At 64.9% G+C, this 24,459-nt stretch carries 29 protein-coding genes; 10 read left to right on the forward strand and 19 right to left on the reverse strand.

From position 1 onward, the window contains the following. Positions 1-4: 4 nt before the first annotated feature. From CV770_RS01630 to CV770_RS01640, 3 genes are all read right to left on the reverse strand, one after another. The gene (locus CV770_RS01630) at positions 5-814 is read right to left on the reverse strand and encodes an isocitrate lyase/PEP mutase family protein (protein ID WP_091957374.1); all 810 of its coding nucleotides are present in this window, start codon (positions 812-814) and stop codon (positions 5-7) included. 92 nt (positions 815-906) lie between these two features. After that, on the reverse strand, positions 907-1,257 hold the full coding sequence (locus tag CV770_RS01635) for an antibiotic biosynthesis monooxygenase family protein (RefSeq protein WP_091957807.1): 351 nt from the start codon (positions 1,255-1,257) through the stop codon (positions 907-909). A gap of 24 nt (positions 1,258-1,281) precedes the next feature. After that, positions 1,282-1,590: an NIPSNAP family protein gene (locus CV770_RS01640; protein WP_018322300.1), complete on the reverse strand. Its 309-nt coding sequence runs from the start codon at positions 1,588-1,590 to the stop codon at positions 1,282-1,284. Between the two features lie 237 nt (positions 1,591-1,827). On the opposite strand from CV770_RS01640, the gene CV770_RS01645 reads away from it, so the two are divergent. The 3 genes from CV770_RS01645 (at position 1,828) to CV770_RS01655 (ending at position 4,205) form a co-directional block, all read left to right on the forward strand. After that, on the forward strand, positions 1,828-2,526 hold the full coding sequence (locus CV770_RS01645) for an ArsR/SmtB family transcription factor (RefSeq protein ID WP_201759653.1): 699 nt from the start codon (positions 1,828-1,830) through the stop codon (positions 2,524-2,526). Between the two features lie 121 nt (positions 2,527-2,647). Further along, complete coding sequence (locus CV770_RS01650) at positions 2,648-3,658, forward strand: alpha/beta fold hydrolase (RefSeq protein ID WP_104461112.1); 1,011 nt, start codon at positions 2,648-2,650, stop codon at positions 3,656-3,658. 298 nt (positions 3,659-3,956) lie between these two features. Beyond that, positions 3,957-4,205, forward strand: coding sequence for a GCG_CRPN prefix-to-repeats domain-containing protein (locus tag CV770_RS01655; protein WP_165637390.1), 249 nt, complete (start codon positions 3,957-3,959; stop codon positions 4,203-4,205). Positions 4,206-4,381: 176 nt separating this feature from the next. Here the strand turns inward: CV770_RS01655 and CV770_RS01660 are convergent, their stop codons facing one another. Together CV770_RS01660 and CV770_RS01665 are read right to left on the reverse strand one after the other, a co-directional pair. After that, positions 4,382-4,657 (reverse strand): twin-arginine translocation signal domain-containing protein, encoded by a 276-nt coding sequence (locus CV770_RS01660; RefSeq protein WP_104461113.1) that lies wholly within the window; start codon positions 4,655-4,657, stop codon positions 4,382-4,384. A gap of 131 nt (positions 4,658-4,788) precedes the next feature. Further along, positions 4,789-5,103, reverse strand: coding sequence for a hypothetical protein (locus CV770_RS01665; RefSeq protein ID WP_104461114.1), 315 nt, complete (start codon positions 5,101-5,103; stop codon positions 4,789-4,791). A gap of 130 nt (positions 5,104-5,233) precedes the next feature. Between CV770_RS01665 and CV770_RS01670 the strand changes: the two genes are divergently transcribed. Next, a complete protein-coding gene (locus tag CV770_RS01670; protein WP_091957387.1) occupies positions 5,234-5,884 on the forward strand; it encodes a glutathione S-transferase family protein in 651 nt (216 codons plus the stop codon). Positions 5,885-5,981: 97 nt separating this feature from the next. Here CV770_RS01670 and CV770_RS01675 read toward each other — a convergent pair whose 3' ends face one another. The 3 genes from CV770_RS01675 to CV770_RS01685 all read right to left on the reverse strand — a co-directional run bounded on the left by CV770_RS01675 (position 5,982) and on the right by CV770_RS01685 (position 8,312). Continuing rightward, positions 5,982-6,329, reverse strand: coding sequence for a hypothetical protein (locus CV770_RS01675; RefSeq protein ID WP_091957390.1), 348 nt, complete (start codon positions 6,327-6,329; stop codon positions 5,982-5,984). An 81-nt stretch (positions 6,330-6,410) separates the two neighbouring features. Then, the gene (locus CV770_RS01680) at positions 6,411-6,710 is read right to left on the reverse strand and encodes a DUF7674 family protein (protein ID WP_104461115.1); all 300 of its coding nucleotides are present in this window, start codon (positions 6,708-6,710) and stop codon (positions 6,411-6,413) included. Positions 6,711-6,779: 69 nt separating this feature from the next. Next, positions 6,780-8,312 (reverse strand): acyl-CoA carboxylase subunit beta, encoded by a 1,533-nt coding sequence (locus CV770_RS01685; protein WP_091957395.1) that lies wholly within the window; start codon positions 8,310-8,312, stop codon positions 6,780-6,782. A gap of 138 nt (positions 8,313-8,450) precedes the next feature. Here CV770_RS01685 and CV770_RS01690 point away from each other — a divergent pair, with 138 nt between their 5' ends. From CV770_RS01690 to CV770_RS01700, 3 genes are all read left to right on the forward strand, one after another. After that, positions 8,451-8,855 carry a DUF4260 domain-containing protein gene (locus CV770_RS01690; protein WP_028140985.1) on the forward strand — a complete coding sequence of 135 codons (405 nt, stop codon included), beginning with the start codon at positions 8,451-8,453 and terminating at the stop codon, positions 8,853-8,855. 153 nt (positions 8,856-9,008) lie between these two features. Next, a complete protein-coding gene (locus tag CV770_RS01695; RefSeq protein WP_165637391.1) occupies positions 9,009-9,602 on the forward strand; it encodes a hypothetical protein in 594 nt (197 codons plus the stop codon). A gap of 77 nt (positions 9,603-9,679) precedes the next feature. Next, positions 9,680-10,672: a dienelactone hydrolase family protein gene (locus CV770_RS01700; RefSeq protein ID WP_091957400.1), complete on the forward strand. Its 993-nt coding sequence runs from the start codon at positions 9,680-9,682 to the stop codon at positions 10,670-10,672. 190 nt (positions 10,673-10,862) lie between these two features. Here the strand turns inward: CV770_RS01700 and blaOXA are convergent, their stop codons facing one another. The 4 genes from blaOXA to CV770_RS01725 all read right to left on the reverse strand — a co-directional run bounded on the left by blaOXA (position 10,863) and on the right by CV770_RS01725 (position 14,469). Further along, the gene (gene blaOXA, locus CV770_RS01705) at positions 10,863-11,681 is read right to left on the reverse strand and encodes a class D beta-lactamase (protein WP_091957403.1); all 819 of its coding nucleotides are present in this window, start codon (positions 11,679-11,681) and stop codon (positions 10,863-10,865) included. 74 nt (positions 11,682-11,755) lie between these two features. Beyond that, positions 11,756-12,019 carry an EscU/YscU/HrcU family type III secretion system export apparatus switch protein gene (locus CV770_RS01710; RefSeq protein WP_063195078.1) on the reverse strand — a complete coding sequence of 88 codons (264 nt, stop codon included), beginning with the start codon at positions 12,017-12,019 and terminating at the stop codon, positions 11,756-11,758. Then, positions 12,016-13,617, reverse strand: coding sequence for a flagellar hook-length control protein FliK (gene fliK / locus CV770_RS01715; protein ID WP_201759654.1), 1,602 nt, complete (start codon positions 13,615-13,617; stop codon positions 12,016-12,018). The genes CV770_RS01710 and fliK overlap by 4 nt, the downstream gene beginning before the upstream one ends. A gap of 57 nt (positions 13,618-13,674) precedes the next feature. Next, a complete protein-coding gene (locus CV770_RS01725) occupies positions 13,675-14,469 on the reverse strand; it encodes an ATP12 family chaperone protein (protein WP_104461116.1) in 795 nt (264 codons plus the stop codon). Positions 14,470-14,543: 74 nt separating this feature from the next. Between CV770_RS01725 and CV770_RS01730 the strand changes: the two genes are divergently transcribed. Beyond that, positions 14,544-14,990, forward strand: a complete 447-nt coding sequence (locus CV770_RS01730; protein WP_104461117.1) for a hypothetical protein — start codon at positions 14,544-14,546, stop codon at positions 14,988-14,990. A 51-nt stretch (positions 14,991-15,041) separates the two neighbouring features. Here the strand turns inward: CV770_RS01730 and CV770_RS01735 are convergent, their stop codons facing one another. The 3 genes from CV770_RS01735 to CV770_RS01745 are packed head-to-tail and all read right to left on the reverse strand — an operon-like array spanning position 15,042 to position 19,064. Then, positions 15,042-16,274, reverse strand: coding sequence for an RluA family pseudouridine synthase (locus CV770_RS01735; RefSeq protein ID WP_104461118.1), 1,233 nt, complete (start codon positions 16,272-16,274; stop codon positions 15,042-15,044). Between the two features lie 52 nt (positions 16,275-16,326). Beyond that, positions 16,327-17,661, reverse strand: a complete 1,335-nt coding sequence (locus tag CV770_RS01740; RefSeq protein ID WP_038950214.1) for a replication-associated recombination protein A — start codon at positions 17,659-17,661, stop codon at positions 16,327-16,329. Continuing rightward, a complete protein-coding gene (locus tag CV770_RS01745; RefSeq protein WP_201759655.1) occupies positions 17,658-19,064 on the reverse strand; it encodes a DegQ family serine endoprotease in 1,407 nt (468 codons plus the stop codon). Before CV770_RS01745 ends, CV770_RS01740 begins: the two co-directional genes overlap by 4 nt. Before the next feature lie 314 nt (positions 19,065-19,378). On the opposite strand from CV770_RS01745, the gene CV770_RS01750 reads away from it, so the two are divergent. Beyond that, positions 19,379-20,992: an OprO/OprP family phosphate-selective porin gene (locus tag CV770_RS01750; RefSeq protein WP_104461119.1), complete on the forward strand. Its 1,614-nt coding sequence runs from the start codon at positions 19,379-19,381 to the stop codon at positions 20,990-20,992. Positions 20,993-21,032: 40 nt separating this feature from the next. Here the strand turns inward: CV770_RS01750 and CV770_RS01755 are convergent, their stop codons facing one another. Continuing rightward, a complete protein-coding gene (locus CV770_RS01755) occupies positions 21,033-21,410 on the reverse strand; it encodes a winged helix-turn-helix transcriptional regulator (RefSeq protein WP_104461120.1) in 378 nt (125 codons plus the stop codon). Between the two features lie 135 nt (positions 21,411-21,545). Here CV770_RS01755 and CV770_RS01760 point away from each other — a divergent pair, with 135 nt between their 5' ends. Further along, positions 21,546-22,559, forward strand: coding sequence for a zinc-binding alcohol dehydrogenase family protein (locus CV770_RS01760; protein WP_104461121.1), 1,014 nt, complete (start codon positions 21,546-21,548; stop codon positions 22,557-22,559). Between the two features lie 105 nt (positions 22,560-22,664). Here the strand turns inward: CV770_RS01760 and CV770_RS01765 are convergent, their stop codons facing one another. The 3 genes from CV770_RS01765 to rplQ form a co-directional block, all read right to left on the reverse strand. Further along, positions 22,665-22,961, reverse strand: coding sequence for a DUF1330 domain-containing protein (locus CV770_RS01765; protein ID WP_104461122.1), 297 nt, complete (start codon positions 22,959-22,961; stop codon positions 22,665-22,667). A 7-nt stretch (positions 22,962-22,968) separates the two neighbouring features. Continuing rightward, the gene (locus CV770_RS01770) at positions 22,969-23,757 is read right to left on the reverse strand and encodes an SDR family NAD(P)-dependent oxidoreductase (protein WP_104461123.1); all 789 of its coding nucleotides are present in this window, start codon (positions 23,755-23,757) and stop codon (positions 22,969-22,971) included. A 202-nt stretch (positions 23,758-23,959) separates the two neighbouring features. Beyond that, positions 23,960-24,376 (reverse strand): 50S ribosomal protein L17, encoded by a 417-nt coding sequence (gene rplQ, locus CV770_RS01775; RefSeq protein ID WP_018322277.1) that lies wholly within the window; start codon positions 24,374-24,376, stop codon positions 23,960-23,962. Between the last annotated feature and the right edge of the window lie 83 nt (positions 24,377-24,459).

The following is a 24,459-nucleotide window of genomic DNA, read 5'->3' on the forward strand; positions in this document are numbered from 1 at the left end:
GTCCCTAGCCGAACATCTTGTTGAGTTCGCCGCCGGGATAACCGGTGCCGAGCTCGGTGAATGTGCCCTTCTCCGCCATCTCCTTCGCCGCACGCATGAAGCCGCCCCAGGCGGCGCGGGCGAGCGAGCCGCCGACGCTGATCCGGCGCACGCCGAGATCTTCGGCCTGCTGCAACGACAGGCCGGATGCGCCGATCAAGAGGTTGAACGGCTTTGGTGCGACAGCCTTCACCACAGCAGAGATGTCCTCGCGGGTCTTCAGGCCCGGCGCATAGAGGCAGTCGGCGCCGGCATCGGCGTAAGCGGTGAGCCGGTCGATGACCAGCTTCAAGTCGGTGACGCCCCACAGATAGGCTTCGCAGCGGCCGACCAGCAGCGTGCCGCTGTCACCGATCGCCTTGCGCGAGGCCTCGATGCGCTCGACCGCGAGTGCGCGATCGTAGAGCGGCCTGTCCTTGTCGCCGGTGGAATCCTCGATCGACAGGCCGGCAACGCCGGTGCGCACACAGCGCTCGACATTGTCCGCGACCCTGTCCGGCTCGACCGCAAAGCCGCCCTCGAAATCGGCGTTGACGGGGATGTCGACGGCCGAGCTCAATGCTGCCAGATGCTGACAGACGTCCTCGACGCTGACGTGATTATCAGCCTTGCCGATGGTCCAGGCAAAGCCCGCGCTCGACGACGCAATCGCCTTGAAACCGAGATGCTGCAACGCCTTGGCACTGCCGATATCGACCGGATTGGGCAGGATGAAGCAGCCGCTTTCGTGCATCTTCTTGAAGGTCGCGCGCTTGTCCGCGGTCGTGACGTGCATGTTTCTTCTCCCTTGTTGGCCGCGCAGACATAGGCGCGCTAACACGGCAGCGCCAGTGCGCGCCTGGCAGCGCCAGAGCGCGCCCGGCAGCGTTAGTGCGCGTCATGCACCGCCCGGCTGTCCTTCGGCGCCTGCTCGCGATCATTCATGCTGTAGTCCCGGACGACGCTGGCAATGCGCAGATGGTAATCGGCGAAGATTTTTGCCCTGCCCTTGGCCTGGGTGCGCCTGTGCTCCATCGTGTTGCGCCAGGCCTGCACCGCCGCCTCGTCGCGCCAGAACGACACCGACAGGATCTTGCCCTTCTCGGTCAGGCTCTCGAAACGCTCGACCGAGATGAAGCCGTCGATGGTTTGCAGGATCGGCTTCAGGTCGGCTGCGAGGTCGAAATAATCCTGGCGGTGTTCCGGCTTCGGCCAGACCTCGAAGATCACGGCGATCATGGGCATCTCCTGCTGCTATTGGACCTACAATACCACCTTGCGCAGGAAGGTGCGCTCTTCCGCGAGGATGAATTTGTGTTCCTCGGCGAAATGGAAATTCGCCATGCCCTCCGCATCCTGCCGCAGCCGCGCGCGATAGGCCTCGTACGCGGCCAGACTCTCGAAGCTGATCAGACCGAAGGCGATGTTGTTGGTGCCCTCATGCGGCATGAAATAACCGATCAGGTCACCGCCGCATTTCGGGATGATGGTGAGCCAGCGCTTCGAATATTCCTCGAACTGCGCGCGCTTGAACGGGTCGATCTGGTAGCGGATGAAGACGGTGACGGACATGATGGGCTCCTGATTGTCTTTCGTCATTGCGAGCGCAGTCTCGTAGGATGGGCAAAGCGACTTGTCCGCCGTAGCTCGCAGAGCGAAGGCGGAAGCGTGCCCACGTCCTTCGTCCGCGACGACGATTGGTGGGCACGTCGCTACGCTCCTTTGCCCACTTCGGCTCCTCGCAATGACGTGTTTGCAGCAACACGCTACGCCCTTGCCCGACCACAATGCTTCGGCTACCATCGAAGCATGAAATCAGGACCCGACATCGCCCTGGTCGCTTCGCTGGTCGGCGATCCCGCGCGCGCCAACATGCTCACCGCGCTGATGAACGGCCGCGCGCTCACGGCGAGCGAGCTGGCGCAGGAGGCCGGCATCACGCCGCAGACTGCGAGCTCGCATCTGGCCAAGCTCGAGACCGGCGGGCTGGTCGAGCCGGAGAGGCAGGGCCGGCACCGCTACTATCGCCTCACCGACGACGACGTCGCCAGCGTGCTCGAGGGCCTCGCCGGCCTTGCCGCGCGGACCGGCCACATGCGCGTGCGCACCGGGCCGAAGGATCCGGCCTTGCGGCGCGCGCGGATCTGCTACGACCACCTCGCCGGCGATCTCGGCGTGCAGATGCTCGATTCCTTGCGCGAGCGGCATCTGGTCAGGCAGAAGAAGCAGGACATCGAGCTGACGGCTGAGGGCGAGCGCTTCCTTGCCAAGCATTTGCAGATCTCGCCCGGCATGCTCACCCATCCGCGTCGCCCGGTGTGCAAGGCCTGCCTCGACTGGAGCGAACGGCGCCATCATCTCGCCGGTACGCTGGGGGCCGCGATGATGCAGCGCTTTGCCGAACTGAAATGGGCGGCGCGCGATGCCACGCCCGGCAGCCGCGTCGTCAACTTCACCCGCACCGGCGAGAAGCAGTTTGCCGCGCTGTTCGGCGACGGGAAGCACTGATCACGCTATTCGCGTGACGTCGCACATTTGCGTGTGAACTCCCACTCTCGTCGTGGCCGGGCTTGACCCGGCCATCCACGCGCTTATGCGAACGGTCATTCAGTGACCGTTAGAGACCCCCATGTTCCGCATCCTCCCGGCCGCCCTCGCCGCCGCTCTCCTTGCTTCCCTGCTCACCACCGCCCACGCCGCAGACACGCCCCCACGAGAGCCCTACGGCATCGCGCTCGAGGGTTTTGCCTATCCCTACCCCGTGCACCAGTTGCCGCTCGTCAACGACGGCGAGCAGCTCAGCATGGCCTATATGGACGTCGCGCCTGCACAGCCGAACGGCCGCACCGTGGTTCTGCTGCATGGGCGCAATTTTCCGTCGAGCTATTGGGCCCCTGTTATCAAGATGCTCAACGAGGCCGGCTACCGCGTCGTGGTGCCGGACCAGATCGGCTTCGGCAAATCCTCCAAGCCTGCGGGCGAACTGCATTTCGACACGCTGGCGCGCAACACCATCGCGCTGCTCGATCACTTAGAGATCAACAAGGCCGACATCGTCGCCCATTCACTTGGCGGAATGCTGGGCGTGCGCATCGCCCGCGCCTACCCTGACCGCGTCGCCCACCTCGTGCTGACCGCGCCGATCGGGCTGGAGGACTACCGCCTCTACGTGCCGCCGACGCCGACCGAGGCAATCATTGAGACCGAGGACAAGCTCACCGCCGACGGCTATCGCAAGCAGCTGCAAACCAACTACGCAATCAAGCTGCCCCCTGATGCGATCACGCCGTACGTCGACGCCCGCTTCAACATCAAGGGCAGCCCCGACTACCCGCGCTGGCTGCGCGCCTATGTCAGCTCCGGGCAGATGATCTATCGCGAGCCGGTCGCGCATGAGATTCCTCTCATCACCGAACCTACGCTGTTCATCATGGGCGCCAACGACCACAACGCGCCGGGCCGGCCGAACGCGCCGGAAGCACTACGGCCCAAGATGGGTCAGAACGCCGAGCTGGCGAAGGCATTTGCGGCGAAGATGCCAAATGGGCGAGCTGAAGTCATTCCGGACACCGGCCACCTCGTCTTCCTGGAGGCTCCGGACAAGTACAAGGAGTTGGTGCTGGGCTTTCTCGGCCGCTAGAGCGTTGTCGAGCGAAGTGGATACCGATTCGCGTTAAGAAAACGCATCAAACAAGAACCTGGAGCCCGTTCCGATTCATCGGACGGGCTCCAGCGCCATCCGCGTCGCATGAAGCCGTACACGGAGAACGTTCATGCCGCATTCAGGTCATGATTGGCAGGTTTGGATCGCGCCGTGCCGGCATGTTGCAAGATTTAACATGTCGAATCGTGTCTTTTGATTCATTGTGCGCCGCAAGCGCCAAGCCGCCGAAGACTTTCCCCCAAAGACTTGCCCCAAGGACGAGAAGGAAGATCACATGAAATACCTGTTCGCCGCCGCCATGCTCGCCAGCGCGGTTGTCGGTTTCAGCGAGGCCGCCAGCGCCGCGCAGGGTTGCGGCCCGGGTTGGTATCGTGGCGCCTACGGTGGCTGCCGCCCGATGCGCGGCGCGGTCGTCGTGCGCCCCGCCCCTGTGGTGGTCGCTCCGCCCGTCGTCGTCGTGCCGCGCGCGCGCGCGTGCCCCTATGGCTTCCGCTGGTACGCCGGCCGCTGCCGCCCGTTCTGATCTCTTTGCATCGCAAGATGGCCGCGCAGGATCAGCCTGCGCGGCCATTTTCGTTTTCAGTCTTGTTCGTTTTCAGGCTTGCTGCCGACGATTCGCCCGCCGCGGAGTTTGAGCGGCCAGAAACGAAACGGGGACCGCGGCTGCGATCCCCGTCCAAATTCGCGGCTTGCCGCGGCTTACCAGTGGCGGCGGTGCCAGCGCCGGCGACGCCAGCCCCAATGACGGTGACCCCAGCCCCGGTGGCGGCCATGCCAGTGAACCTGTTCCGGCGTCAGCTTGGCGGCTTCCTCGCTGGTGGTGACGGCAGGATGAGCGTCGGGGTTGCCCTGCGGCATGCGCGCGGGATCGCCGACCGGCTGCGGCGACAACGGCGCGGCCTGTGCGGTCGCGGCGAAGGCGGCGGCGCCCGCCGTCACTCCCAATGCAAGTTTCAAAAAGTTCCGGCGCTCCATGACATGTCCTCTAGGCTATCGAGCAAGTGATGCCGGAGGAGTGTCGCGGTCACGACATGAACCAAGGCTGAATCCTGCGTTCAGATTCAGAAATGAAGTGAGTGGAGAGTTTGTAGCCTGGATGGACCTCGCTACTTCGCAAACTCCTGCGCCAGCACCAGCGTCTCGCGCGAACGCTTGACGTCGGGCCAATCGCGGTTGAAATCGGCGACGAGCTGCCTGAGCGCATCGCCCTTCAGCATCGCCGCAAGCTTGGCCTCGTCATCGAACTGATACATCGCCTGATGCAGCGAGGGATCGTCCAGGCTCCAGAATCGCCAGGCTTTGCTCACGCCGAATGCCTTCACCGCGTCGGGCACATGTTCCCTCTCGTACCATGTGTCGAAGGCGGCGCGCTGGGCGGGATCGGAGACGGTGGCGCGGACGACGAAGAAAGCTGATGGCATCGGGTTTCCTCCTGCTGTTTGGCGCGAGCCTAGCCGGATACGCCGCCGCCGACAAAAAGAGTTGGCGCGGGTGTCGGAACGGGCGCCCTTCGCTCGTCCTTTGTTTCGAACCAGGACACGGAGACAGCAAATGGCCGACCTCACCCTGACCACCTTCAATTGGGTTCCCGAAGCGCCGCGAGGATTCGTGCGCGACCTTCGCGTGCGCTGGGCGCTCGAAGAGGCCGCGCTGCCCTATCGCGTCGCAAGCGCCCCGTTCGACGATCGCGGCGCCGCACATTTCGCGCACCAGCCTTTCGGCCAGGTGCCGTGGCTGACCGACGGCGACCTCTCGATCTTCGAGACCGGCGCGATCCTGCTGCATGTCGGCGGGCTCAGCGCGAAGCTGATGCCAACCGATCCGCGCGGTCGCACTGAGGCGACGGAATGGGTGTTCGCGGCGCTCAATTCGGTGGAGATGGCGAGCCTGCCCTGGGGAATGTCGAAGTTCATGGGCCATCCGACCGACACGGCGGCGTGGAAATTCGTCGACGACTTCCTCAAGCTGCGGCTGAAGCATCTCGAGCCGGTGCTGGCCGGCCGTGAATGGCTGGCGGGCTCCTTCTCCGTCGCCGACATCCTGATGTCGGACGTGCTGCGCGTCGTCGATGGTTTCGACGGGCTGGCGGACAGTCCTGCCTGCCGCGCCTACGTCGCGCGCGCGACGGCCCGCCCGACCTTCGCAAAAGCCCACGCCGACCAGATGGCGCATTTCGCTGCGGCGGATAAGGCACGCTCGTAATTCGTAGGGCGGATTAGGCGAAACCGTAATCCGCCAACGCCTGCATCCGGCGATAAAGACATTGGCGGATTACGCTGTCGCTAATCCGCCCTACACCTCACACCAGCTTCAGCGGCGCGTCGGCGACGACGCGCAAGTCGATGCTGCCAATCAACGCCGCACGTCGCGCCTCCGCAGCGCTGATAGCGTCGTCCGTCTGCCGCAACGTGGAGACGTTCGAGCCGAGCGACACAATCCCGCCCAGCACCAGCGCGATCGATCCGAGCGCTGCGGTCTGGCCAAATCCAAACAATCCGACGATCGTGATCAGCAACAGCGCGGCCCCACCGCCGATCGCGATCTTGGACGCCAGGATGTACTTCCGGCACCGCTCGGCGATCTCAGCCAGCCGCTCGATGCGATCTTCAATCTCGGAGATTTCGTCGGTCGGATCGTCTTCGGTCATCGGGATTCAACCAGCGATGCTAGCGAAGATAAGGCAATGGCTTGGCCATACCAGCATCGGCTAGCTGCAAATACTCTCTTTTCAGGATGGACCCAATAAGTCCCATGCCCACTGCGCGTTTTGTAGGCTCAGGTGTTCAATAAACGAAACCCCGATCGCGTTTTGCAATTGATCGTTTCCATCCCTGTAGAATTTCTCGGCGAACTCGAAGCACGACGCGACGTCTTTTGCATGCCCCACGGCGATGGCTCGTTGCACGAAGTCGGCAAACACGTGCATTTCCTGATGCAGCAAGCCATATTGCGCATTAATTTCAGATATCAGATCTGGAAAGGTGTCCTTCAGCTCCTTCAGGAAGATGCTTCGATGAAGGTCGCCCACTTGGTGTCCTCAAGGTTTTCGTGGGATGGGTAACCCGGATGTCGCTGCGCTCATCCGGGCTACGTTCCCTCACAACGGCAAATTGTCGTGCTTCTTCGCCGGGGCTTCCACCTTCTTGTCCTTCAGCATCGCCAGCGCGCGGGCGATGCGCTTCCGCGTCGAGTGCGGCATGATGACGTCGTCGATGTAGCCGCGCTCGGCGGCGATGAACGGCGACAGGAAGCGGTCTTCGTATTCCTTGGTGCGCGCGGTGATCTTGTCGGGGTCGCCGATGTCGGAGCGGAAGATGATCTCGACCGCGCCCTTGGCGCCCATCACCGCGATCTGGGCGGTCGGCCAGGCGTAATTCATGTCGGCGCCGATTTCCTTCGAGGCCATGACGTCGAAGGCGCCGCCATAGGCCTTGCGGGTGATGATGGTGACGAGCGGCACGGTGCACTGCGAATAGGCGAACAGGAGCTTTGCGCCGTGCTTGATCAGGCCGCCATATTCCTGCGCGGTGCCCGGCAGGAAGCCCGGCACGTCGACGAAGGTGACGATCGGGATGTTGAAGGCATCACAAAAACGAACAAAGCGCGCCGCCTTGCGCGATGCGTCGCTGTCGAGCACGCCGGCCAGCACCATCGGCTGGTTCGCGACGAAGCCGACGGTGCGGCCCGCGATGCGGCCGAAGCCGGTGACGATGTTCTTGGCGAACATGTCCGCGATCTCGAAGAAGTCGCCCTCGTCCACGACCTTCAGGATCAATTCCTTCATGTCGTAGGGCTTGTTCGGATTGTCGGGGATCAGCGTGTCCAAGGACATGTCGACGCGGCCGATGTCGTCGAAGCTCGGCCATTCCGGCACGCCGTCACTGTTGTTGGACGGCAGGAAGTCGATCAGGCGACGCATCTGCAGCAGCGTCTCGACGTCGTTCTCGAAGGCGCCGTCCGCGATCGAGGAGCGCGTCGCGTGCACCGAGGCGCCGCCGAGCTCCTCGGCGGTGACGACCTCGTTGGTGACGGTCTTCACCACGTCGGGGCCGGTGACGAACATGTAGCTGGTGTTCTTCACCATGAAGATGAAGTCGGTCATCGCAGGCGAATAGACGTCGCCGCCGGCGCAGGGGCCCATGATGACGGAGATCTGCGGGATCACGCCGGAGGCCAGCACGTTGCGGCGGAACACGTAGGAATAACCGGCGAGCGCAGCGACGCCTTCCTGGATGCGGGCGCCGCCCGCGTCATAGAGGCCGATGATGGGCGCCCGCGCCTTCATCGCCATGTCCTGGAGCTTCGTGATCTTCAGCGCGTGCGTTTCCGACAGCGACCCGCCGAACACCGTGAAGTCCTTGGCGAACACGAACGTCTTGCGCCCGTTGACGGTGCCCCATCCCGTGACGACGCCGTCGCCGGGCACCTTGTTCTTCTCCATGCCGAACTCGGTGGAGCGGTGCTCGACGAACATGTCGAATTCCTCGAACGATCCCTTGTCGAGCAGCAGCTCGATACGCTCACGCGCGGTCAGCTTGCCGCGGGCGTGCTGCGCCTCGATGCGCTTCTCCCCGCCGCCGAGCTTTGCGCCGGCGCGACGATCTTCAAGGGCGTCCAGGATGTGTTTCATTTGCTCCCGCCAGTTCTTAAGTGATGCGGGGTTCTAACACGGCATTTTGCGGACCGGAAAGCGCCTTTCCGCGCCGCAGAGCTGCCCTGTCCGGGCTAAAAGCGTGAGAGATTACAAAGTTTTGCCCGGGAGGCGAGCATGGACGAGAGAATGGCCGAGACTGGTGCGGCGACGGGCGGCGTCAACATTCTGCTGCGGTTGGAGGGCCTCACCCTGTTTATCGGGATGGTGATGCTTTACTGGGCCTGGGACGGCTCCTGGCTGGTCTTTGCCCTGCTCTTCTTCGTGCCCGATCTCAGCTTCCTGGCATACCTGTCCGACGCCAAATTCGGCGCGCTGGTCTACAACGCCGCCCACAGCTACATGGCGCCGGTGTCGCTGCTGACGCTGGGCTTCGGCCTCGGCTCGCCGCTCACCTTGTCCATCGCCTTGATCTGGCTCGCCCATATCGGCATCGACCGCGCGCTCGGCTATGGCCTGAAATATTCCGCCGGGTTCGGCTTCACCCATCTGGGCCGGATCGGGCGGCAAAAGGACGCCTGACGACGGCGAATTTGGTGGCCCGGCCCGGTTGACCGGGCCTGCCGATTCAGGCTTGCTTCGCGCTCGCGATCAGGCGCCGAATGTTGCGTGAGCTCAGTTGGTACGGCGGCGGTCATTACGCCTTGGCTCGAGCATCACGCAAGCATCACTGAGATGTCCGCGACGGTCGTCCCCCTGCCGCCGAACTCGTCATCCCAAACCATCGACTTCCTGCGGCGGATGGCCAGCATGGTGTCGGGGCGGAACGGCGAGATGCTGCTGCGTGCCGCAAGCCTGATCGAGTCGCTGGCACAGCGGGCAATGTCGGCCGAGCGGCTCTATCATGAGCAGCTGGATGCGAGCACGCGTAACGCCGAGCTGCGCGAGGCCGCCGATCTCGCCTCCGATGCCATGGTCGGCCAGATCGAGGTGCTGCGCGCACAACTTGCCGAGGTCACCGCGGCAGCCGCCGCCGAGCGCGCCGCCTTCGATGCGGAGCGCGGCAAGCTGATCGGCGTGATGCAGAATGCCGAGAGCCATATCGGCAAGCTCACGACCGAGCTGGACGGCTTGCGCGCCTCCGTCGACAGCTTCAACGCGACCGCGGTCTCGGTACCGATCGAGGTGCTGCGGCTGGCGCGCACGCAGTTCGATTTCCTCTCCGCGGGCTTTGCCCGCAAGGGGGACGTGATCTCGCAGGCGATGAGCGAGATCGGCGGCTTTGCGATCGACCAGGCGCTGACGGCGAAGAAGGCGGACACCGCCTGAGGCGGTCGCCCCTTGCGTCAAATTGACAGCGCGCGGGCCCCTTGTTCTACTGAATCAAAATCATCAGGGAGGATCCGATGCCGACGGCATTCCGCATCGCAGCCGCGCTCATCGCGCTTTGCGTTTCAACTGAGCTGGCGAGCGCGCAATCCCTGCCGAAGGAAGTCGCCACCCGGGCCGAGATCTATCCGATCCCCTCGCTCACCCTCTCCGACCAGCAATTCCTCAGCGGCGATGCGACGGTCGGCAAGCCGGTGACAGTCGCCGGCGAATTCCGCGTCGCGCAAGGCAGCGGAAAACTCCCCGTCGTGGTGCTGATGCACGGTTCCAGCGGCGTCGGCGCCACCACCGAGGCCTGGGTGCACGCGTTCAACGCCATGGGCATCTCGACCTTCGTGATCGACGGTTTCACCGGCCGCGGGCTGACGGTGGTGGGACCAAATCAGGCCCTGCTCGGCCGGCTCAATTTGATCATCGACATCTACCGCTCGCTGGAAATTCTGGCAAAGCACCCGCGTGTCGATCCGGACCGCATCGTGCTGATGGGCTTTTCGCGCGGCGGACAGGCGACGCTCTATGCTAGCCTCGCGCGCTTCAACAAGCTCTGGAACAAGTCCGGCATCCAGTTCGCCGCCTATATCCCGTTCTATCCGGACTGCTCGACGACGTATCGGAGCGACGACGAGGTCGCGGCGCGCCCGATCCGCATCTTCCACGGCACGCCTGATGACTACAACCCCGTCAAGAGCTGCAAGGCCTTCATCGAGCGGCTCAAGGCTGCGGGCCGCGACGTGGTGCTGACAGAATATCCTGATAGCGCGCACGGGTTCGACAGCGGCCTGCTTGGTGCCAACACCGTGGCCGTATCAGCCAATGCGCAGACCGTGCGCAATTGCCAGATCAAGGAAGGCGACGGCGGCGTGCTGATGAACGGTGATACCAATGCGCCCTTCAGCTACAAGGATGCCTGCGTCGAGCTCAACCCGCATGTCGGCGGCAATCCGAAGACGGCCGCCGAGTCGCGCAAGGCGGTGGAGGAGTTCTTGCAGGTGTTGTTCAAGTTGGGGTGAGAGGCATCTCGGCCTGCACCGGTGCCGTAGGGTGGGCAAAGCGACTTGTCCGCCGTAGCTCGAAGAGCGAAGGCGGAAGCGTGCCCACGAATCGTCGCTTACGGCATAAAGATCGTGGGCACGGCGCTACGCGCCTTTGCCCACCCTACGGCGGCTGCGCTCGACGAGAACGATTGCACGACTGACAGCACTAGATCGCGCCGATCTCGGAAAGGCAGGCTTGCGTCAGCGTCATGCGCTCGCCGACGAGTCGCGGCTCCTTGCAATCCATGTTGAGCGCGAACACCGTGTGCGCCTCGCCCTTCTCGGCCCAGCCCACCATCCAGCCGAGCGACGGCTCGCCGCGTTCGGCCCCCAGTAGTCCGGACTTGGCGCGAATGACGCTGTCGCCGACCTTGGTCACCGGCAGAATGTCGGCGACGAGATCCTGGCTGCGCTTGCTGATCGGCAGCGCGCGGCGCCGCAGCCGGTCGACGAAATCGATCTGCTCGACCGGATCGATGCGTAAATTCCCGGTCAGCCAGAACTGGTCGATGCCGCCGCCGATGTCGCGATTGCCGTAGTCGAACTCGTCGACATATTTCTGCATGCGCTCCTGCCCGATCCGGCGCGCAATCTCCTGATAGACCGGCACTGCGCTGACAGCGATCGCGCTACGCAGCGTGTGATCCTTGTTCCAGGCCTCGATCGAACGCTTCACGCCATCCCAGGCAAACACGTCCTTGTCGGGGTCAGTGACGACGCCCGTCTCCAGCGCAATCAGCGAGTTCGGAATCTTGAAGGTCGAGGCCGGCAGCTTGCCCTCGCCCGAGCGCTCCTTGTCGCTGGCGACGACCAGATAGTCCTCCACCTTGTAGCCGACGAAGGTGCCCGCCGTGCCGAGATCGGTGAAGCGCTTTGCGAGACTGTCGCGGATCTCATTGCGCGGCGGCGCGACATGGGCGAGCGCGCGCTGGGGCAGGATGGCGGATGCGGCGAGAAGGCCGAGGGTAGAACGGCGGGTGAGCAAGAGCGATGTCCATTGAGTCATGAAAGCGGCGCGACCATGCAGCCGCTCCGTGGTGAAACGATGACAGTTGAGTTCTATCGCCCCCGGCCCGACAGCCGCAGCACGAACACCAGCACCTCGGCGACGGCCTTGTAGAGGTCCGGCGGGATCTCCTCGCCGAGCTCGACCTTGGACAGCGCCCCGGCCAAAACCTCGTTCTCCTCGATCGGAATGTCGTGAGCCTTAGCGATCTCGACGATCTTCTCGCCGATCGTGCCCTTGCCCTTGGCGACGACGACGGGCGCGCCAGAGCCTTTCTCGTAATGCAGCGCGATGGCGAGCTTGGATGGGTCGCTCATGTCGCCCGATCCAGGAAGTGGCCGGCGCGGGCCGGTGCCGGCTGCGGCGGCGTGCCCTCACGGACCAGAATGTCGCCGGGCTTCAGCTCGGCTCGCGTCAGCGCCTGATTGAGCTCGCCGATGCCGGCGCGGAGCTGCTGCACCGTCGCCGGCCGCTCCGCCCACATCCGCACGAAAGTCTTGTCGCCGTTCAGCGTGATCAGCGCGTGCACAGGGCCGGCCGGCTCGACGTTGAGCGAGAAGCGCGCGCGCCAGGCGCGCTTGGCGGCATCGGCGGATTCGCCAGCGCCATCGCGCGAGATCTCGAACTGCGCCATCGCGGTGCCCTGCGGCGTTGCGAACGGAATCTCGAAATTCCACTGCGGCACGGCCGGGTCGATGCGGTGGCCAGAGGCGTCGGTGCGATCGGGGAGCGAAGCGATTTGCAACAAGGTCTGCCGCGCGATCGCGGCGTCGGTGTCGTCGAGCAGGCGATGCACGGTTGCGGAAAGCGGCGTGTCCGGCGCGAGCGAGGGCGAGGCAATCGCCTGCGGCGAGGGCAATGCGCCGCGGAACGGCGGTGGCGTCGCGCGTGCGGCTGCTTCGAAGATGTGGCCGTCCGGCACCGCCTTATTGGAGCCGGGAACGTTGCCGGTCAGACGCGGCAGGTTTTGCGTGGCCTCCTGCAGCAGGCTCGCGGCAAGGCCGGCGGACATGGTGCGCGGCATCGCGGCTTGCTGAGCGTTGCCGACAACGTCCGCCAGCACCGCGGCCGCGAGATTGGCGTTGCGCGACGTCTGCGCGATCTCGGGGCCGGAAGGGGACGCGGACTGCGCGGCTTCACCTGCGGCCTGAGCAGGCGCAGTGGCGACCTGCGGTGTCCCCGTCGTCGCAGCCGGAATTGCAGCGCCCTGTGGCGCGGCAGTCTCGAGCGTGGTCAGCGTCTGGCGCAGCACCAGCAGCGCCGCCTTCAGGTCGGGCGTCGTGCCGGCGGGCGGCCTCGCGCCCGCGGCCAGCGAAGCCTCGAAGAACAAGCCGCATTTCTGGAATGCGGTTTCGACATCGGCGCCATCGAGCCCGGGACTGAGCGGCGTCTGCTGCGCCAGCACGTCCAGCACCGCCTGCTTCAAGCCCGCAGGCAAATCGCTGCCGGTGACGACGGACGCCAGATTGGCGAACAGCGGCGCCTGGCTGCCCTGTTTTGTGGCAGCCTCGGCCGAGGCCGCGGTGACGGCGACCTGCTCCAATGGCGTCAGCGTGTTGCGTGTCGCGGCCGCGGACGGCGCCAGCGGCGGGCTTTCCACCAGCGAAGCCGCACGCGGCGTCAGCGTGATCTGATCGGCGGCTGACTCCCCTGCCCCGTTCATCACGGCGAGCCGGATCGTGTCGTCGTTCTGCGACACCGCGAGCTGGAGATTCTGCCCAGGCGTCAGCGCCACCTCCGACATCACATCCATCGAAAGGTTGGCGATCGCGATCCGCACCAGATTGTCGGCCAGCACACTGACGACCCTGGCATCGACGACGCTGCCGGCCTGCAGCACGAGGTCGCGCGTCGTCGCATCAGCCACAGGGCTGGCGGCACTGACGGGGAGGATGGAAGTGACCGGCGTCGGCATCTCAGGGGGCCCATGGAGCGCTGGCCACACCCTAAGGCCGCCGTCGTAAACCTCTCGTTAAGGACCTTCGGCCGCGGACGCCTTTGCCGCCGCCAGAACCGCCACGGCGGCCTCGAAATCCCTGAGACGGGTGGCCCGACGGCTGGCAGCCTCCTCGTCCACGCCCCATTGGTCGATGTTCCAGTCCTCATCGACATGGGCGGCGGCCCAGACCTGGCCAGCATCGCGCACGCCATGAGCCAGCGCCAGCGCCAGCAGCGCCGAGCCGGTCAGGGTCGTCACCACGTGGAGCGCGGCGACCGACCAGGCGTCGCCCGGCAGCGCCGCGCGCGCGGCCTCGACCGCCTCGTCGGGCTGCTTCACATGCATGACGCCCTCGGACAGGATGAAATGCGCGCCCAGCGTGTCCGCGGCCCAGAACAGCACGGGATCCCAATGCGCGGCCTCGCGGGCGACCAGCCCTTCGGGATGGCCGGCACGATAGAACAGCAAATCGGACTCGAAATATTTCGCGAGGTCGTCGCTGACCAGCTCGACCTTATCGACCACGCCCTCGACCACGCTGTTGGCGATCCGCGTCAGCGGCATGGTCACGGGGTCGATGCTCTCGCCCTGAGCCGCCCATTCCGCGGCCACCGCATCGGCGAGCGCGCGCGACGGAATCACCACCTGGCGGCCGGAGGGCGTGCGGATCGGCTTGCCGTCGAGCGTGATGGCGAAACCGCGTTCGGCTTCGGTCGCGCGCGCCTCCTTGTAGAAGCGCTTGCGCTGCGGCGGGCGTGCGGACGCGCGCGCCGATTCCCGCGGATCCGGCGGGGGCTGCCCTGCTGCTTCTTCGAACAATTCGCGCATGTGAGTTTTCGGTCCCGGTCGCTGGATGCTAGGCCTTTAAGATAAGAGCGGCGGCCGATAAAGCGAGCGTGGGCATGAGGGAACTTGCGGGCATTGCGGCCCTGCTGACCGGGCTATGGCTGGCCGCGGCGGAAGCAGGCTTTCGCACCCCGGAATCGCTGGTCCGCAACGTCTACGCCCATTACGGCGACGGCGCGCCGGAGCTGTCCAAAGGCCTGCCGCGGGATGCGGCGACCGCCCGGCATTTCTTCGATGCGCCCCTGCGCAAGGCCTGGAGCGCGCCCCGGGTCGAGCCCTACGACTTCCTGGTGCAGAGCCCGAGCTGGCAGCTCGGCCCTGTTACGATCGCGGTCGTGCGCAGGCAATACGACAAGACCTATGTCGCGGCGAATTTCGACAATCGCGGCCGGAAGGTCGCGCTGAACTTCGTCCTGGTCGACGGCCCCGAGGGCTGGCTGATCACGGACATCGAGAGCGCGCATGACAGTCTGCGGATGTTTCTGGAGCAGTTTCGGAAGTGAGCGGATGAACATCGCTGCTTCCGCTCGCAATGACGGGGTTAGCAGCGGAGCCTACTCCTCCGGCGCGTTCTCGATCGGATCAAACCGGCTTGCATCCAGCCCGAGCAGATTCCACGACTGCTGCATGTGCGGCGGCAACGGCGCGGTGGCGTCGATCACGCCGCCGCGCGGATGCGGAATGACGATGCGGCGTGCCAGCAGATGCAGCCGGTTTTGCAGGCCGCCTGGCAGCTGCCAGTTCTCGATGTTGAAATATTTGGGATCGCCGACGATGGGATGGCCGATATGCTCCATGTGGGCGCGCAGCTGGTGTGTGCGGCCTGTCACCGGCTTCAGCGAGACCCAGGTCAGCTTGTTGCCGGCGGTCTCGACCACCGCATAATAGGTCACCGCGTGGCTCGCGCCCTCGTCGCCATGCTGGGCGATGCGCATGATGGTGTCGTCCTCGCTCTCTTCCTTGGCCAGGAAGGTCGAGATGCGGCCCTGCTTCGGCTTCGGCAGGCCCGGCACCAGCGCCCAATAGGTTTTTCGCGCCGAGCGCGAGCGGAACGCGCCGGTCAGATGCGAAGCGGCGAAGCGCGTCTTGGCGACCAGCAGACAGCCTGACGTCTCCCGGTCGATACGATGCACCAGGCGCGGCTTCTGCCCCTTTGAATCGCGCATCACCTCCAGCATCTGGTCGATGTGCCGCGTCATGCCCGAGCCGCCCTGCACGGCAAGGCCGGCCGGCTTGTTCAGGACGAGGACGTCGTCGTCCTCAAAGATCGTCATCTCCTTCAGCGTCTTGAGCGTCTTCTGGGCGGCTTCCGAGAGCTCGCCGACGGCCTTCGGCGTGTCGAGCTTGAGCGGCGGAATGCGGACGCTCTGGCCCTCCTCCAGGCGGTCCTTGCTGTCGACACGCTTGCCGTCGACGCGCAACTCGCCTTTGCGGACGACGCGCTGGATGTGGGAGAACGACAGGCCGGGAAAGCGCGCCTCGAGGAAACGATCGACGCGCATGTTGTTCTCGTCGGCAGTCACCTTGACGGTCTGCACCTTGGCCGGCAGCAGCGCCTCGACGGGCTTCTCGGGCGCGGCCCTTTCCAACTCAGCCTTCTCCAGCCTAGCCTTGGGCGCGCGCCGCTCGGCACGCTCGCCGGCAAAACGCGGCGGCTTGCTGCCGCCGGGCTTGCCACCCGGCCGCGGTCCCGCGGTCTTCGCGCTACGCGCCTTGAACGGGCGGGATTCCTTGCGCTCGTCGCGCGAGCGGGGCTTTGGATCGGTTCTTTTGATGCGGCGGCTCATGGTTGCCTGCGTACCCTAAAAGCCGGGTCCCGTCACGGCGAAATGGCCGTTTTTAGCGCGAGCCGCCCCGCTCCTTCCGCAGCTTGGCCCAGTAATCCAACCGCTTCCTGATCTCGCGCTCGAAGCCGCGCTCGGGTGGGTCGTAGAAGGTCTGGCGGCCCAGGGCTTCCGGAAAGTAGTCCTGCCCGGAGAAGGCATCGGGGGCGTCGTGGTCGTATTCGTAAGACGCGCCGTAGCCTTCGGACTTCATCAGTTTGGTCGGGGAATTGAGGATGTGCTTTGGCGGCAGCAGCGAGCCGGCCTGCTTGGCGACCTGCATCGCCGTGCCGAAGGCGGTGTAGACCGCGTTCGATTTCGGCGCGGTGGCGAGATAGACGACGGCCTGCGCGATGGCGAGCTCGCCTTCGGGATGGCCGAGGAAGTCGAACGCGTCCTTGGCCGCATTGGCGATGACGAGCGCCTGCGGATCGGCAAGGCCGATGTCCTCCACCGCCATGCGCACGACGCGGCGGGCCAGGAACAGCGGATCCTCGCCTGCATCTAACATGCGCGCGAGATAATACAGCGCGGCATCGGGATCGGAGCCGCGCACCGATTTATGCAGCGCCGAGATCAGATTGTAATGGCCATCGGCCGATTTGTCGTAGATCGGCGCGCGACGCTGCAGGATCTCCTGCAACTGCGCGGCATTGAAAATCTCGTCCGCCCGCGCCGAACGCCAAACCTCTTCGGCAAGCGTCAGCGACGCCCTTCCGTCGCCATCGGCCATGCGCACCAGCACCGCGCGCGCCTCGGCATCGAGCGGCAGCTTCTTGCCTTCGACCTCCTCGGCATGCGCGAACAGTTTTTCGATCGCGGCGGCATCGAGCGAGCGAAACACCAAGACGCGCGCGCGAGAGAGCAACGCCGCGTTGAGCTCGAAGGACGGATTCTCGGTGGTGGCGCCGACCATGACTACGGTGCCGTCTTCCATGACGGGCAGAAACGAATCCTGCTGGGCACGGTTGAATCTGTGCACCTCGTCGACGAACAGAAGCGTGCCCTTGCCCATCTCGCGGCGGGCGCGCGCGGCGTCGAAGGCTTTCTTCAGATCGGCGACGCCGGAGAACACCGCGGAAATCTGCTCGAAATGCAGGTCCGTCGCATCCGCCAGCAGCCGCGCCACCGTGGTCTTGCCGGTGCCGGGCGGGCCCCAGAACACCAGCGATCCCAATGTGCGCGTCTCCAGCATGCGCGTCAGCGCACCGTCGGGACCGAGGATGTGGTCCTGGCCGACGACCTCCGACAGCGCGCGCGGGCGCAGCCGGTCCGGCAGCGGATGCGGAGCTTCGTGGTCGAGCCCCGCCGCGGCAAAGAGCGTTGGCGTTTGTGGTCGCTTCGGACTCATCCGCCCAGCGTGACGTTGATCTGCTGGCCGCCGCGCACCAGCGTGATACGCCAGACGCGCGGGCGCTCACCTGCCGCCTTCTCGAGGTCGCCGGTCCTGCTGATCTTCTGGTTGTTGACCGCCAGAATGATATCGCCCTTCTGGAAGCCGACATTTGCGGCCGCACTGTCGCCGCCGAGATCGGTGATCACGACACCCTCGGTATCGGCGTCGAGATGCAGCTCGTCGGCCACCGCCGGCGTGATGGTCGAAACCTTCGCGCCCTGGAACGGCGATCGCGCGGTGACGACGAGCTCGTTACGTCCCGTATCGGGCGCGGTCTCCAGCGCCACCGTCAGCTTGAGCGGCTTGCCGCTGCGCTGCACGTCGATCTGCGCGCTGCCGCCGAGCGGACGGGTGGCGAAGCGATAGTCGAAGGCATTGGGATCATCCACGGTCTGGCCGTCGATCCCGGTGATGAGATCGGAGGATTTCAGGCCGGCCTTCGCGGCGGGGCCGTTCGACACCACGCTCGCGACCAGCGCGCCGGTCGGCGAGCGCAGGCCGAGGCTCTCGGCGATCTCGGGCGTCACCGCCTGCAATTTTGCCCCGAGCCACGGCCGCTTCACCGCCTTGCCGCCGCTCTTGGCGGAGGCGACGACGACACGCACCATGTTGGCAGGGATCGCAAAGCCGATGCCTTGCGAACCGCCGGAGCGCGAATAGATCGCGGTGTTGATGCCCGCGAGCTTGCCAGCCATGTCGACGAGCGCGCCGCCGGAATTGCCGGGATTGATCGCCGCATCGGTCTGGATGAAAAACTGATAATCGGTGATGCCGACCTGCGTGCGCGCCAGCGCCGAGATGATGCCGTGAGTCACGGTCTGGCCGACGCCGAAGGGATTGCCGATCGCGAGCACGACGTCGCCGACCAGCAATTCGTCGGAATTGGTGAAATCGAGGGTCGGGAATTTCTCCTTGGTGTCCTTCAGGCGCAGCACGGCAAGATCGGTGCGCGTATCCTTCAGCAGGATCTCCGCCTCGAACTCGCGCTTGTCCGACAGCGACACCTTCACCTGGTCGGCGCCCTCGATGACGTGGACGTTGGTGACGACGAGGCCGGACGCATCGACGATGACGCCGGAGCCGAGCGAGCGCTGCATCTGCTCGGGCTGCTGGCCCGGCACGCCGAAGAAGCGGCGGAAGATCGGATCGTCCAGCAGCGGGTTGCGGTTCTGCACCACCTTGGCGGCATAGACGTTGACCACGGCCGGCTGCACCCGCTGCACGATCGGCGCATAGGACAGCCGCAGCTCGGCCGGCGACGACGGGACTCGACGGTCCTGCGCCGCAGCCGGGTTGAAGTGGGCGGAAAAGCCTATGCACAATGCCGTGACGACGGCAGTCCGGATCGATCGAAACATTCCTACCTCTTGGAAAAGACGCCGGAATATAGGCGCGTTCGCCCCCCAATAGAAGGGCGCCGGGCGGCAATATTCGGCCTTCATCGGGCGCCTGCTTCCTGCAAGCCAAACGTGCGAAACGGCGATTTGCCTCGCCTCGTGGATTGGCATGACGCGCATCATCTTGCATTCTTGCTCACGGTGGATTCGGTTGCGGCGAATTTGCACCAGTGGGAACCCACGCAACCGATGCGCGTCGTCGCGGGGCAGTCATCAATCGTTCCTAGCCTCACCGCCTGCGACTTGGGGAATTGGTCAAACCATGGAGTCATGACGTGAGCAGGATAAGGATTGCAGCCACGGCGATCGGCCTCGCCGGAGCGTTGGCGGCCTCGCAGGCCCAGGCCCAATCAGCAAGCAGCAGCGAACAGGAGATCGCGCTGCTCAAACAACAGTTGAAGATGCTGGAGCAGAAGCTCGACAAGCTCCAGAGCCAGACCGCCGCGAACACGGCGGCCACGGCCAAAGCCAAAGCCGAAGCAAAGGCCGAAGCCAAAGCCGAAGCGCGCTCGGAGGCGAAGGCGGTGGTGGCCAATGCGAACGCGGCGATCCCCGTCAAGGGACCGGCGCCTGCGTCCGGCGTCGTCGTGACCATGCCGAACAACCGGCCGACCATCTGCACCGCCGATCAGGCCAATTGCGTCGCCATCACCAGCCGCCTGCACTGGGATGTCGGCGGCTATGACTATCGTCCGAACACGGCGGCGACCGTGCCGCAGAAGCTCGACAGCGGCCAGAACGTCCGCCGCGCGCGCATTGGCGTCACCGGCAAATTCTTCAACGACTGGAACTTCGCGCTGGTCTACGATTTTGGCGGCTCGTCCGACGGTTTTGGCGGCACGGCTCCTGGATCACTGCCGGGCGGCGGCGTCTCCGGCGTCGAAAACGCCTATCTCAGCTACACCGGCTTGAAGCCGTTCGGCGGCAAGATGGCGATCGAAGCCGGCATCATGGACCTGCCCTACACGCTCGATGAGGCCACGAGCTCCAACGACATCATGTTCATGGAGCGCGCCTCGGCCGGCATCATCGCCACCAATATCGCCGCCGGCGACTTCCGCTCCGCGGCCGGTACGCGCTGGTACAACGACCAGCTTTGGATCGGCGGCTATGTCACGGGACCCTCGACCGGCGCGATCCACTCGGCTTCGAGTGCGGCGCCGGCAGGCACGAGCGAGCAATACGGTGCTGTGGCGCGCATCGCCGGCAACCCCATCAGCGGCAAGGACTATTCGGTGCATATCGGCGCCGACGCCCAGTGGCTGATCCAGCCGCCGCGCAATCTCATCGCCAACACGCAAACCGTCACGCTCAGCGATCGTCCGGAATTGCGTCTCGATCCGACCACGCTGATCTCGACCGGCGCGATCGCCAATGCCTCGGGCGCGCAGGTCTACAGCGTCGAAGCCGCGGCAACCTACGGCCCGCTCATCGTTCAGGGCGAGTACTTCTGGTACAATGTCGACCGGACCGCCAACACCGGCGTGCCGCTGGTCGGCGCACCCAGCCTGAAATTCCAGGGTGGCTACGCGCAGGCCGGCTACGTGTTGACGGGCGAAGGCCGCAGCTACAACGCGGCGAACGCGGCCTATAGCGGCGTCAAGCCGGCGCATCCGTTCTCGCTCGAAGGCGGCGGCTGGGGTGCGTGGGAAATCGCGGGGCGCTTCTCGACGGTCGACCTCAACAATCAATTGGGCGCAGCGACCGGCATCGCCGGCGGCCGACAGACCGTCTACACGCTGGCACTCAACTGGTACGTCAACGGCAACGTCCGCTTCATGCTCGACTATCTGCACGGCACGGTGTCGAGGCAAGCCTCGCCGATCGCGACCGCAGATGTCGGCTCGAAGTTCGATGCGGTCGCGATGCGCACGCAGTTCGCGTTCTGAGGGGTATCTCTCCCGGGAGCGGCACGCCGCTCCCGGATCTCTAAGCTGCGCGCTTCGGCTTCTTCACGATCGCCGGCGGCGACGCACCGGACAGCCGCTGCTGGTGGCTCTCGCCCCAGGCCTTGAGGATATCGATCACCGGCCTGAGGCTCTCGCCGAGTTCGGAGAGGCAGTATTCGACGCGCGGCGGCACCTCGGCATAGACCTTGCGGATGACGAGCTTGTCCTCCTCCAGCGCGCGTAGCTGCTTCGTCAGCATGCGCTGGGTGATGCCGGGCATCCGGCGGCGCAATTCGCCGAAGCGCTGGGTGCCGCTCTGGAGGTGATAGAGGATCACGCCCTTCCATTTGCCGTCGATCAGGTCCAGCGTCGCCTCGACCGAGCAGCCCGGGCGCCGGGTAAACTCGCGCCGTTTCATGCGTGTTTTCCCAATAGTATCCAAACAGGGACTATATCCCCGAATTTACAGTACTTGCCAAATTGGAGCTAGCGCGACAGTTAGCAGGCTAGGCGCGCCCATGCCAAGCTGCGCCCCATCTGATGGAGACAAGCCATGAAGGCCGTCGGCTACAAGAAATCGCTTCCGATCGAGGATCAGGACGCGCTGATCGATTTCGAGACCGCAAAGCCCGAGCCCGGAGGGCGCGACATCCGCGTCGCCGTGAAGGCGATCTCGGCCAATCCTGTCGATTACAAGGTGCGCAAGCGCGCAGCGCCGCCCGAGGGCGAGACCAAGATCCTGGGTTATGACGCGGCCGGCGTGGTCGATGCGGTCGGGCCCGAGGTCACGCTGTTCAAGCCGGGGGAGGAGGTGTTTTACGCCGGCTCGATCCTGCGCCAGGGCACCAATTCCGAATTCCATCTGGTCGACGAGCGCATCGTCGGCAACAAGCCGAAGAGCCTGTCGTTCGCGCAAGCCGCCGCCCTTCCCCTCACCTCCATCACCGCCTGGGAATTGCTGTTCGATCGGCTCGGCGCGGTGCCCGGCAAGAGCGTCGATCCGCGTACGCTCTTGATCACGGGCGGCGCCGGCGGCGTCGGCTCGATCCTGATCCAGCTCGCCCGCCGCCTCACCGGCCTCACGGTGCTTGCGACCGCGACGCGGCCGGACTCGCAAAAATGGTGCCTCGATCTCGGCGCACACGCCGTGATCGATCACGGCAAGCCGATGAAGGAGCAGATCGAAAAATTGAAACTGCCGCCGGTCGCGCTGGTGGCGAGCCTCACCTTCACCGATCAGCATTACAAGGCGATCGCCGAGTTCATGGCGCCACAGGGCCGGTTCGGCCTGATCGACGATCCCCCGGAATTCACCATGAGCACGTTCAAGGGCAAGGCGATTTCGGTGCACTGGGAATCGATGTTCACGCGCTCCTCGTTCCAGACATCAGACATGATCGCGCAGCATCATTTGCTCAACGACGTCGCCGACCTCATCGACAAGGGCGTGCTGCGCACCACGCTCGACCAGACTTTTGGCACGATCAACGCCGCCAACCTCAAGCGCGCGCATGCGCTGCTCGAGAGCGGCAAGTCCCGCGGCAAGATTGTGCTGGAGGGGTGGTAGGCGAAAGCCTCGTAGGGTGGGCAAAGGCGCATTAGCGCCGTGCCCACCACTCACCTTTGACGCGCTCGATCAAAGTTGGTGGGCGCTTTGCCCACCCTACGGCAGCTATATTTCCGCCGCGCCCTCGACGAACAGCAGCCGCCGCTCCAGCGCGGTCTGCCGCAGCTTGAGCGCCTCGGCATATTCCGGCGAGGCGTACCATTCCTTCAGCCGAGCCATCGACGCGAATTCGACGATGACGATGGCCTTCGCTGGAAGGTTGCCTTCGGCAAGCTCGGCCTTGCCGCCGCGGACGAGATAGCGCCCGCCATACTGCGCGATCGTCTCTGCGGCGAGCACACGATAGGCTTCGAACCCCTCGGGATCGCGCATCTCGACTTCGGAAATCACATAGGCTGTCATGCGCGGCTCAGGCGATGGTGTTGACGATGCCGCCCTCGGCCCGCAGCGCCGCACCGTTGGTCGCGGACGCCTCCTTCGACGCAACATAGACCACCATGTTGGCGATCTCGTCGACGCTGGCGAAGCGTTGCAGCAGCGAGCTCGGGCGATGCTGCTTGACGAAATTGGCCGCAGCCTCGTCGACCGACTGGCCGTTCTGCTTCGCGAGATCCTTCACAAAGGTCTCGACGCCCTCCGACATTGTCGGGCCCGGCAGCACGGAATTGACGGTGACGCCGGTGCCGCGGGTGAGCTGCGCCAGACCGCGCGCGACCGAGAGCTGGGCCGTCTTGGTCATGCCGTAGTGGATCATCTCGACGGGAATGTTGAGCCCGGACTCTGATGAGATGAAGACGATGCGGCCCCAATTGCGCTTGAGCATGCCCTTCAGATAAGCGCGCGACAGCCGCACGCCGCTCATGACGTTGACCTCGAAGAAGCGGCTCCAGTCATCGTCCGGAATCTCGAAGAAGTCCTTGGGCTCGAAGATGCCGGCATTGTTGATGAGGATGTCGACTTCTGGCAGCGCCGCAACGAGCGCCTTGCAGCCCGCTGCGGTCGAGACGTCGGCGGCGATACCGCGCACCTTCGCGCCCGTCCCTTCCAGCTTGCGCACGGCGGCATCGACCTTGTCCTGGCCGCGCCCGTTGATCACGACACTCGCACCTGAGGCCGCGAGGCCTTTGGCGATGGCGTGGCCGATGCCGGCGGTCGAGCCGGTCACGAGGGCGGTCTTTCCGGAAAGGTCGATCTTCATGTCTCATCTCCATCGATGTCGGTGGAAATATCGGGCTCTCGACATGAGACCGCAATTGGCGCTCACTCAGGCGTGAGAAAGACATGGGCTCGTCGTCACGGCGAAAGCCGGGACGATACCGCAAGCACCGATAAGGTACCGGCGCCGGCCAAAAAAAAGCGGCGCCCGAAGGCGCCGCTCTCTGAATTCAATACCGATCGGCTTACGCCGCCTCGGCTTCCTTCTCCTGCACCGGACCGGAATCCTGGCCCTTGGCATCGACGTCGCGATCGACAAACTCGATCACGGCCATCGCGGCATTGTCGCCGTAGCGGAAGCCGGCCTTGATGATGCGGGTGTAGCCGCCCTGGCGATCCTTGTAGCGAGGCGCCAGCACGTCGAACAGCTTCTTGACCTGGTCCTTGTCGCGCATCTCGGAGATGGCCTGGCGGCGCATGGCCAGCCCGCCCTTCTTGCCGAGGGTGACGAGCTTCTCGACGATCGGACGCAATTCCTTCGCCTTCGGCAGCGTGGTGACGATCTGCTCGTGCTTGATCAGCGCGGCGCACATATTGGCGAACATCGCGCGGCGATGCTCGGCAGTGCGGTTGAGCTTCCGATGAACCTTGCCGTGACGCATGTGACTATTCCTTACGTAAAAACTGCCGCGACGGTTCGTCGGACATGTTGCTCAGGTGGGCTGCCTGCGTTCGCCCGTTAGAA

This window comes from Bradyrhizobium sp. AC87j1 (genome assembly GCF_002936975.1).
Taxonomy (GTDB): domain Bacteria; phylum Pseudomonadota; class Alphaproteobacteria; order Rhizobiales; family Xanthobacteraceae; genus Bradyrhizobium; species Bradyrhizobium shewense.

Bases quoted from the DNA above. Each gene is read 5' to 3' on its own strand.
- CV770_RS01710 (WP_063195078.1), bottom strand. From the start codon at position 12,019: ATGAGCGACCCATCCAAGCTCGCCATCGCGCTGCATTACGAGAAAGGC.
- CV770_RS01760 (WP_104461121.1), top strand. From the start codon at position 21,546: ATGAAGGCCGTCGGCTACAAGAAATCGCTTCCGATCGAGGATCAGGAC.
- CV770_RS01640 (WP_018322300.1), bottom strand. From the start codon at position 1,590: ATGTCCGTCACCGTCTTCATCCGCTACCAGATCGACCCGTTCAAGCGC.
- CV770_RS01655 (WP_165637390.1), top strand. From the start codon at position 3,957: ATGAAATACCTGTTCGCCGCCGCCATGCTCGCCAGCGCGGTTGTCGGT.
- CV770_RS01735 (WP_104461118.1), bottom strand. From the start codon at position 16,274: ATGAGCCGCCGCATCAAAAGAACCGATCCAAAGCCCCGCTCGCGCGAC.
- CV770_RS01770 (WP_104461123.1), bottom strand. From the start codon at position 23,757: ATGAAGATCGACCTTTCCGGAAAGACCGCCCTCGTGACCGGCTCGACC.
- CV770_RS01740 (WP_038950214.1), bottom strand. From the start codon at position 17,661: ATGAGTCCGAAGCGACCACAAACGCCAACGCTCTTTGCCGCGGCGGGG.
- CV770_RS01700 (WP_091957400.1), top strand. From the start codon at position 9,680: ATGCCGACGGCATTCCGCATCGCAGCCGCGCTCATCGCGCTTTGCGTT.
- CV770_RS01685 (WP_091957395.1), bottom strand. From the start codon at position 8,312: ATGAAACACATCCTGGACGCCCTTGAAGATCGTCGCGCCGGCGCAAAG.
- CV770_RS01670 (WP_091957387.1), top strand. From the start codon at position 5,234: ATGGCCGACCTCACCCTGACCACCTTCAATTGGGTTCCCGAAGCGCCG.
- CV770_RS01645 (WP_201759653.1), top strand. From the start codon at position 1,828: ATGAAATCAGGACCCGACATCGCCCTGGTCGCTTCGCTGGTCGGCGAT.
- CV770_RS01695 (WP_165637391.1), top strand. From the start codon at position 9,009: ATGTCCGCGACGGTCGTCCCCCTGCCGCCGAACTCGTCATCCCAAACC.
- CV770_RS01630 (WP_091957374.1), bottom strand. From the start codon at position 814: ATGCACGTCACGACCGCGGACAAGCGCGCGACCTTCAAGAAGATGCAC.
- CV770_RS01730 (WP_104461117.1), top strand. From the start codon at position 14,544: ATGAGGGAACTTGCGGGCATTGCGGCCCTGCTGACCGGGCTATGGCTG.
- CV770_RS01725 (WP_104461116.1), bottom strand. From the start codon at position 14,469: ATGCGCGAATTGTTCGAAGAAGCAGCAGGGCAGCCCCCGCCGGATCCG.
- CV770_RS01635 (WP_091957807.1), bottom strand. From the start codon at position 1,257: ATGATCGCCGTGATCTTCGAGGTCTGGCCGAAGCCGGAACACCGCCAG.
- CV770_RS01675 (WP_091957390.1), bottom strand. From the start codon at position 6,329: ATGACCGAAGACGATCCGACCGACGAAATCTCCGAGATTGAAGATCGC.
- rplQ (WP_018322277.1), bottom strand. From the start codon at position 24,376: ATGCGTCACGGCAAGGTTCATCGGAAGCTCAACCGCACTGCCGAGCAT.
- CV770_RS01665 (WP_104461114.1), bottom strand. From the start codon at position 5,103: ATGCCATCAGCTTTCTTCGTCGTCCGCGCCACCGTCTCCGATCCCGCC.
- CV770_RS01765 (WP_104461122.1), bottom strand. From the start codon at position 22,961: ATGACAGCCTATGTGATTTCCGAAGTCGAGATGCGCGATCCCGAGGGG.
- CV770_RS01650 (WP_104461112.1), top strand. From the start codon at position 2,648: ATGTTCCGCATCCTCCCGGCCGCCCTCGCCGCCGCTCTCCTTGCTTCC.
- CV770_RS01660 (WP_104461113.1), bottom strand. From the start codon at position 4,657: ATGGAGCGCCGGAACTTTTTGAAACTTGCATTGGGAGTGACGGCGGGC.
- fliK (WP_201759654.1), bottom strand. From the start codon at position 13,617: ATGCCGACGCCGGTCACTTCCATCCTCCCCGTCAGTGCCGCCAGCCCT.
- CV770_RS01690 (WP_028140985.1), top strand. From the start codon at position 8,451: ATGGACGAGAGAATGGCCGAGACTGGTGCGGCGACGGGCGGCGTCAAC.
- CV770_RS01755 (WP_104461120.1), bottom strand. From the start codon at position 21,410: ATGAAACGGCGCGAGTTTACCCGGCGCCCGGGCTGCTCGGTCGAGGCG.
- CV770_RS01745 (WP_201759655.1), bottom strand. From the start codon at position 19,064: ATGTTTCGATCGATCCGGACTGCCGTCGTCACGGCATTGTGCATAGGC.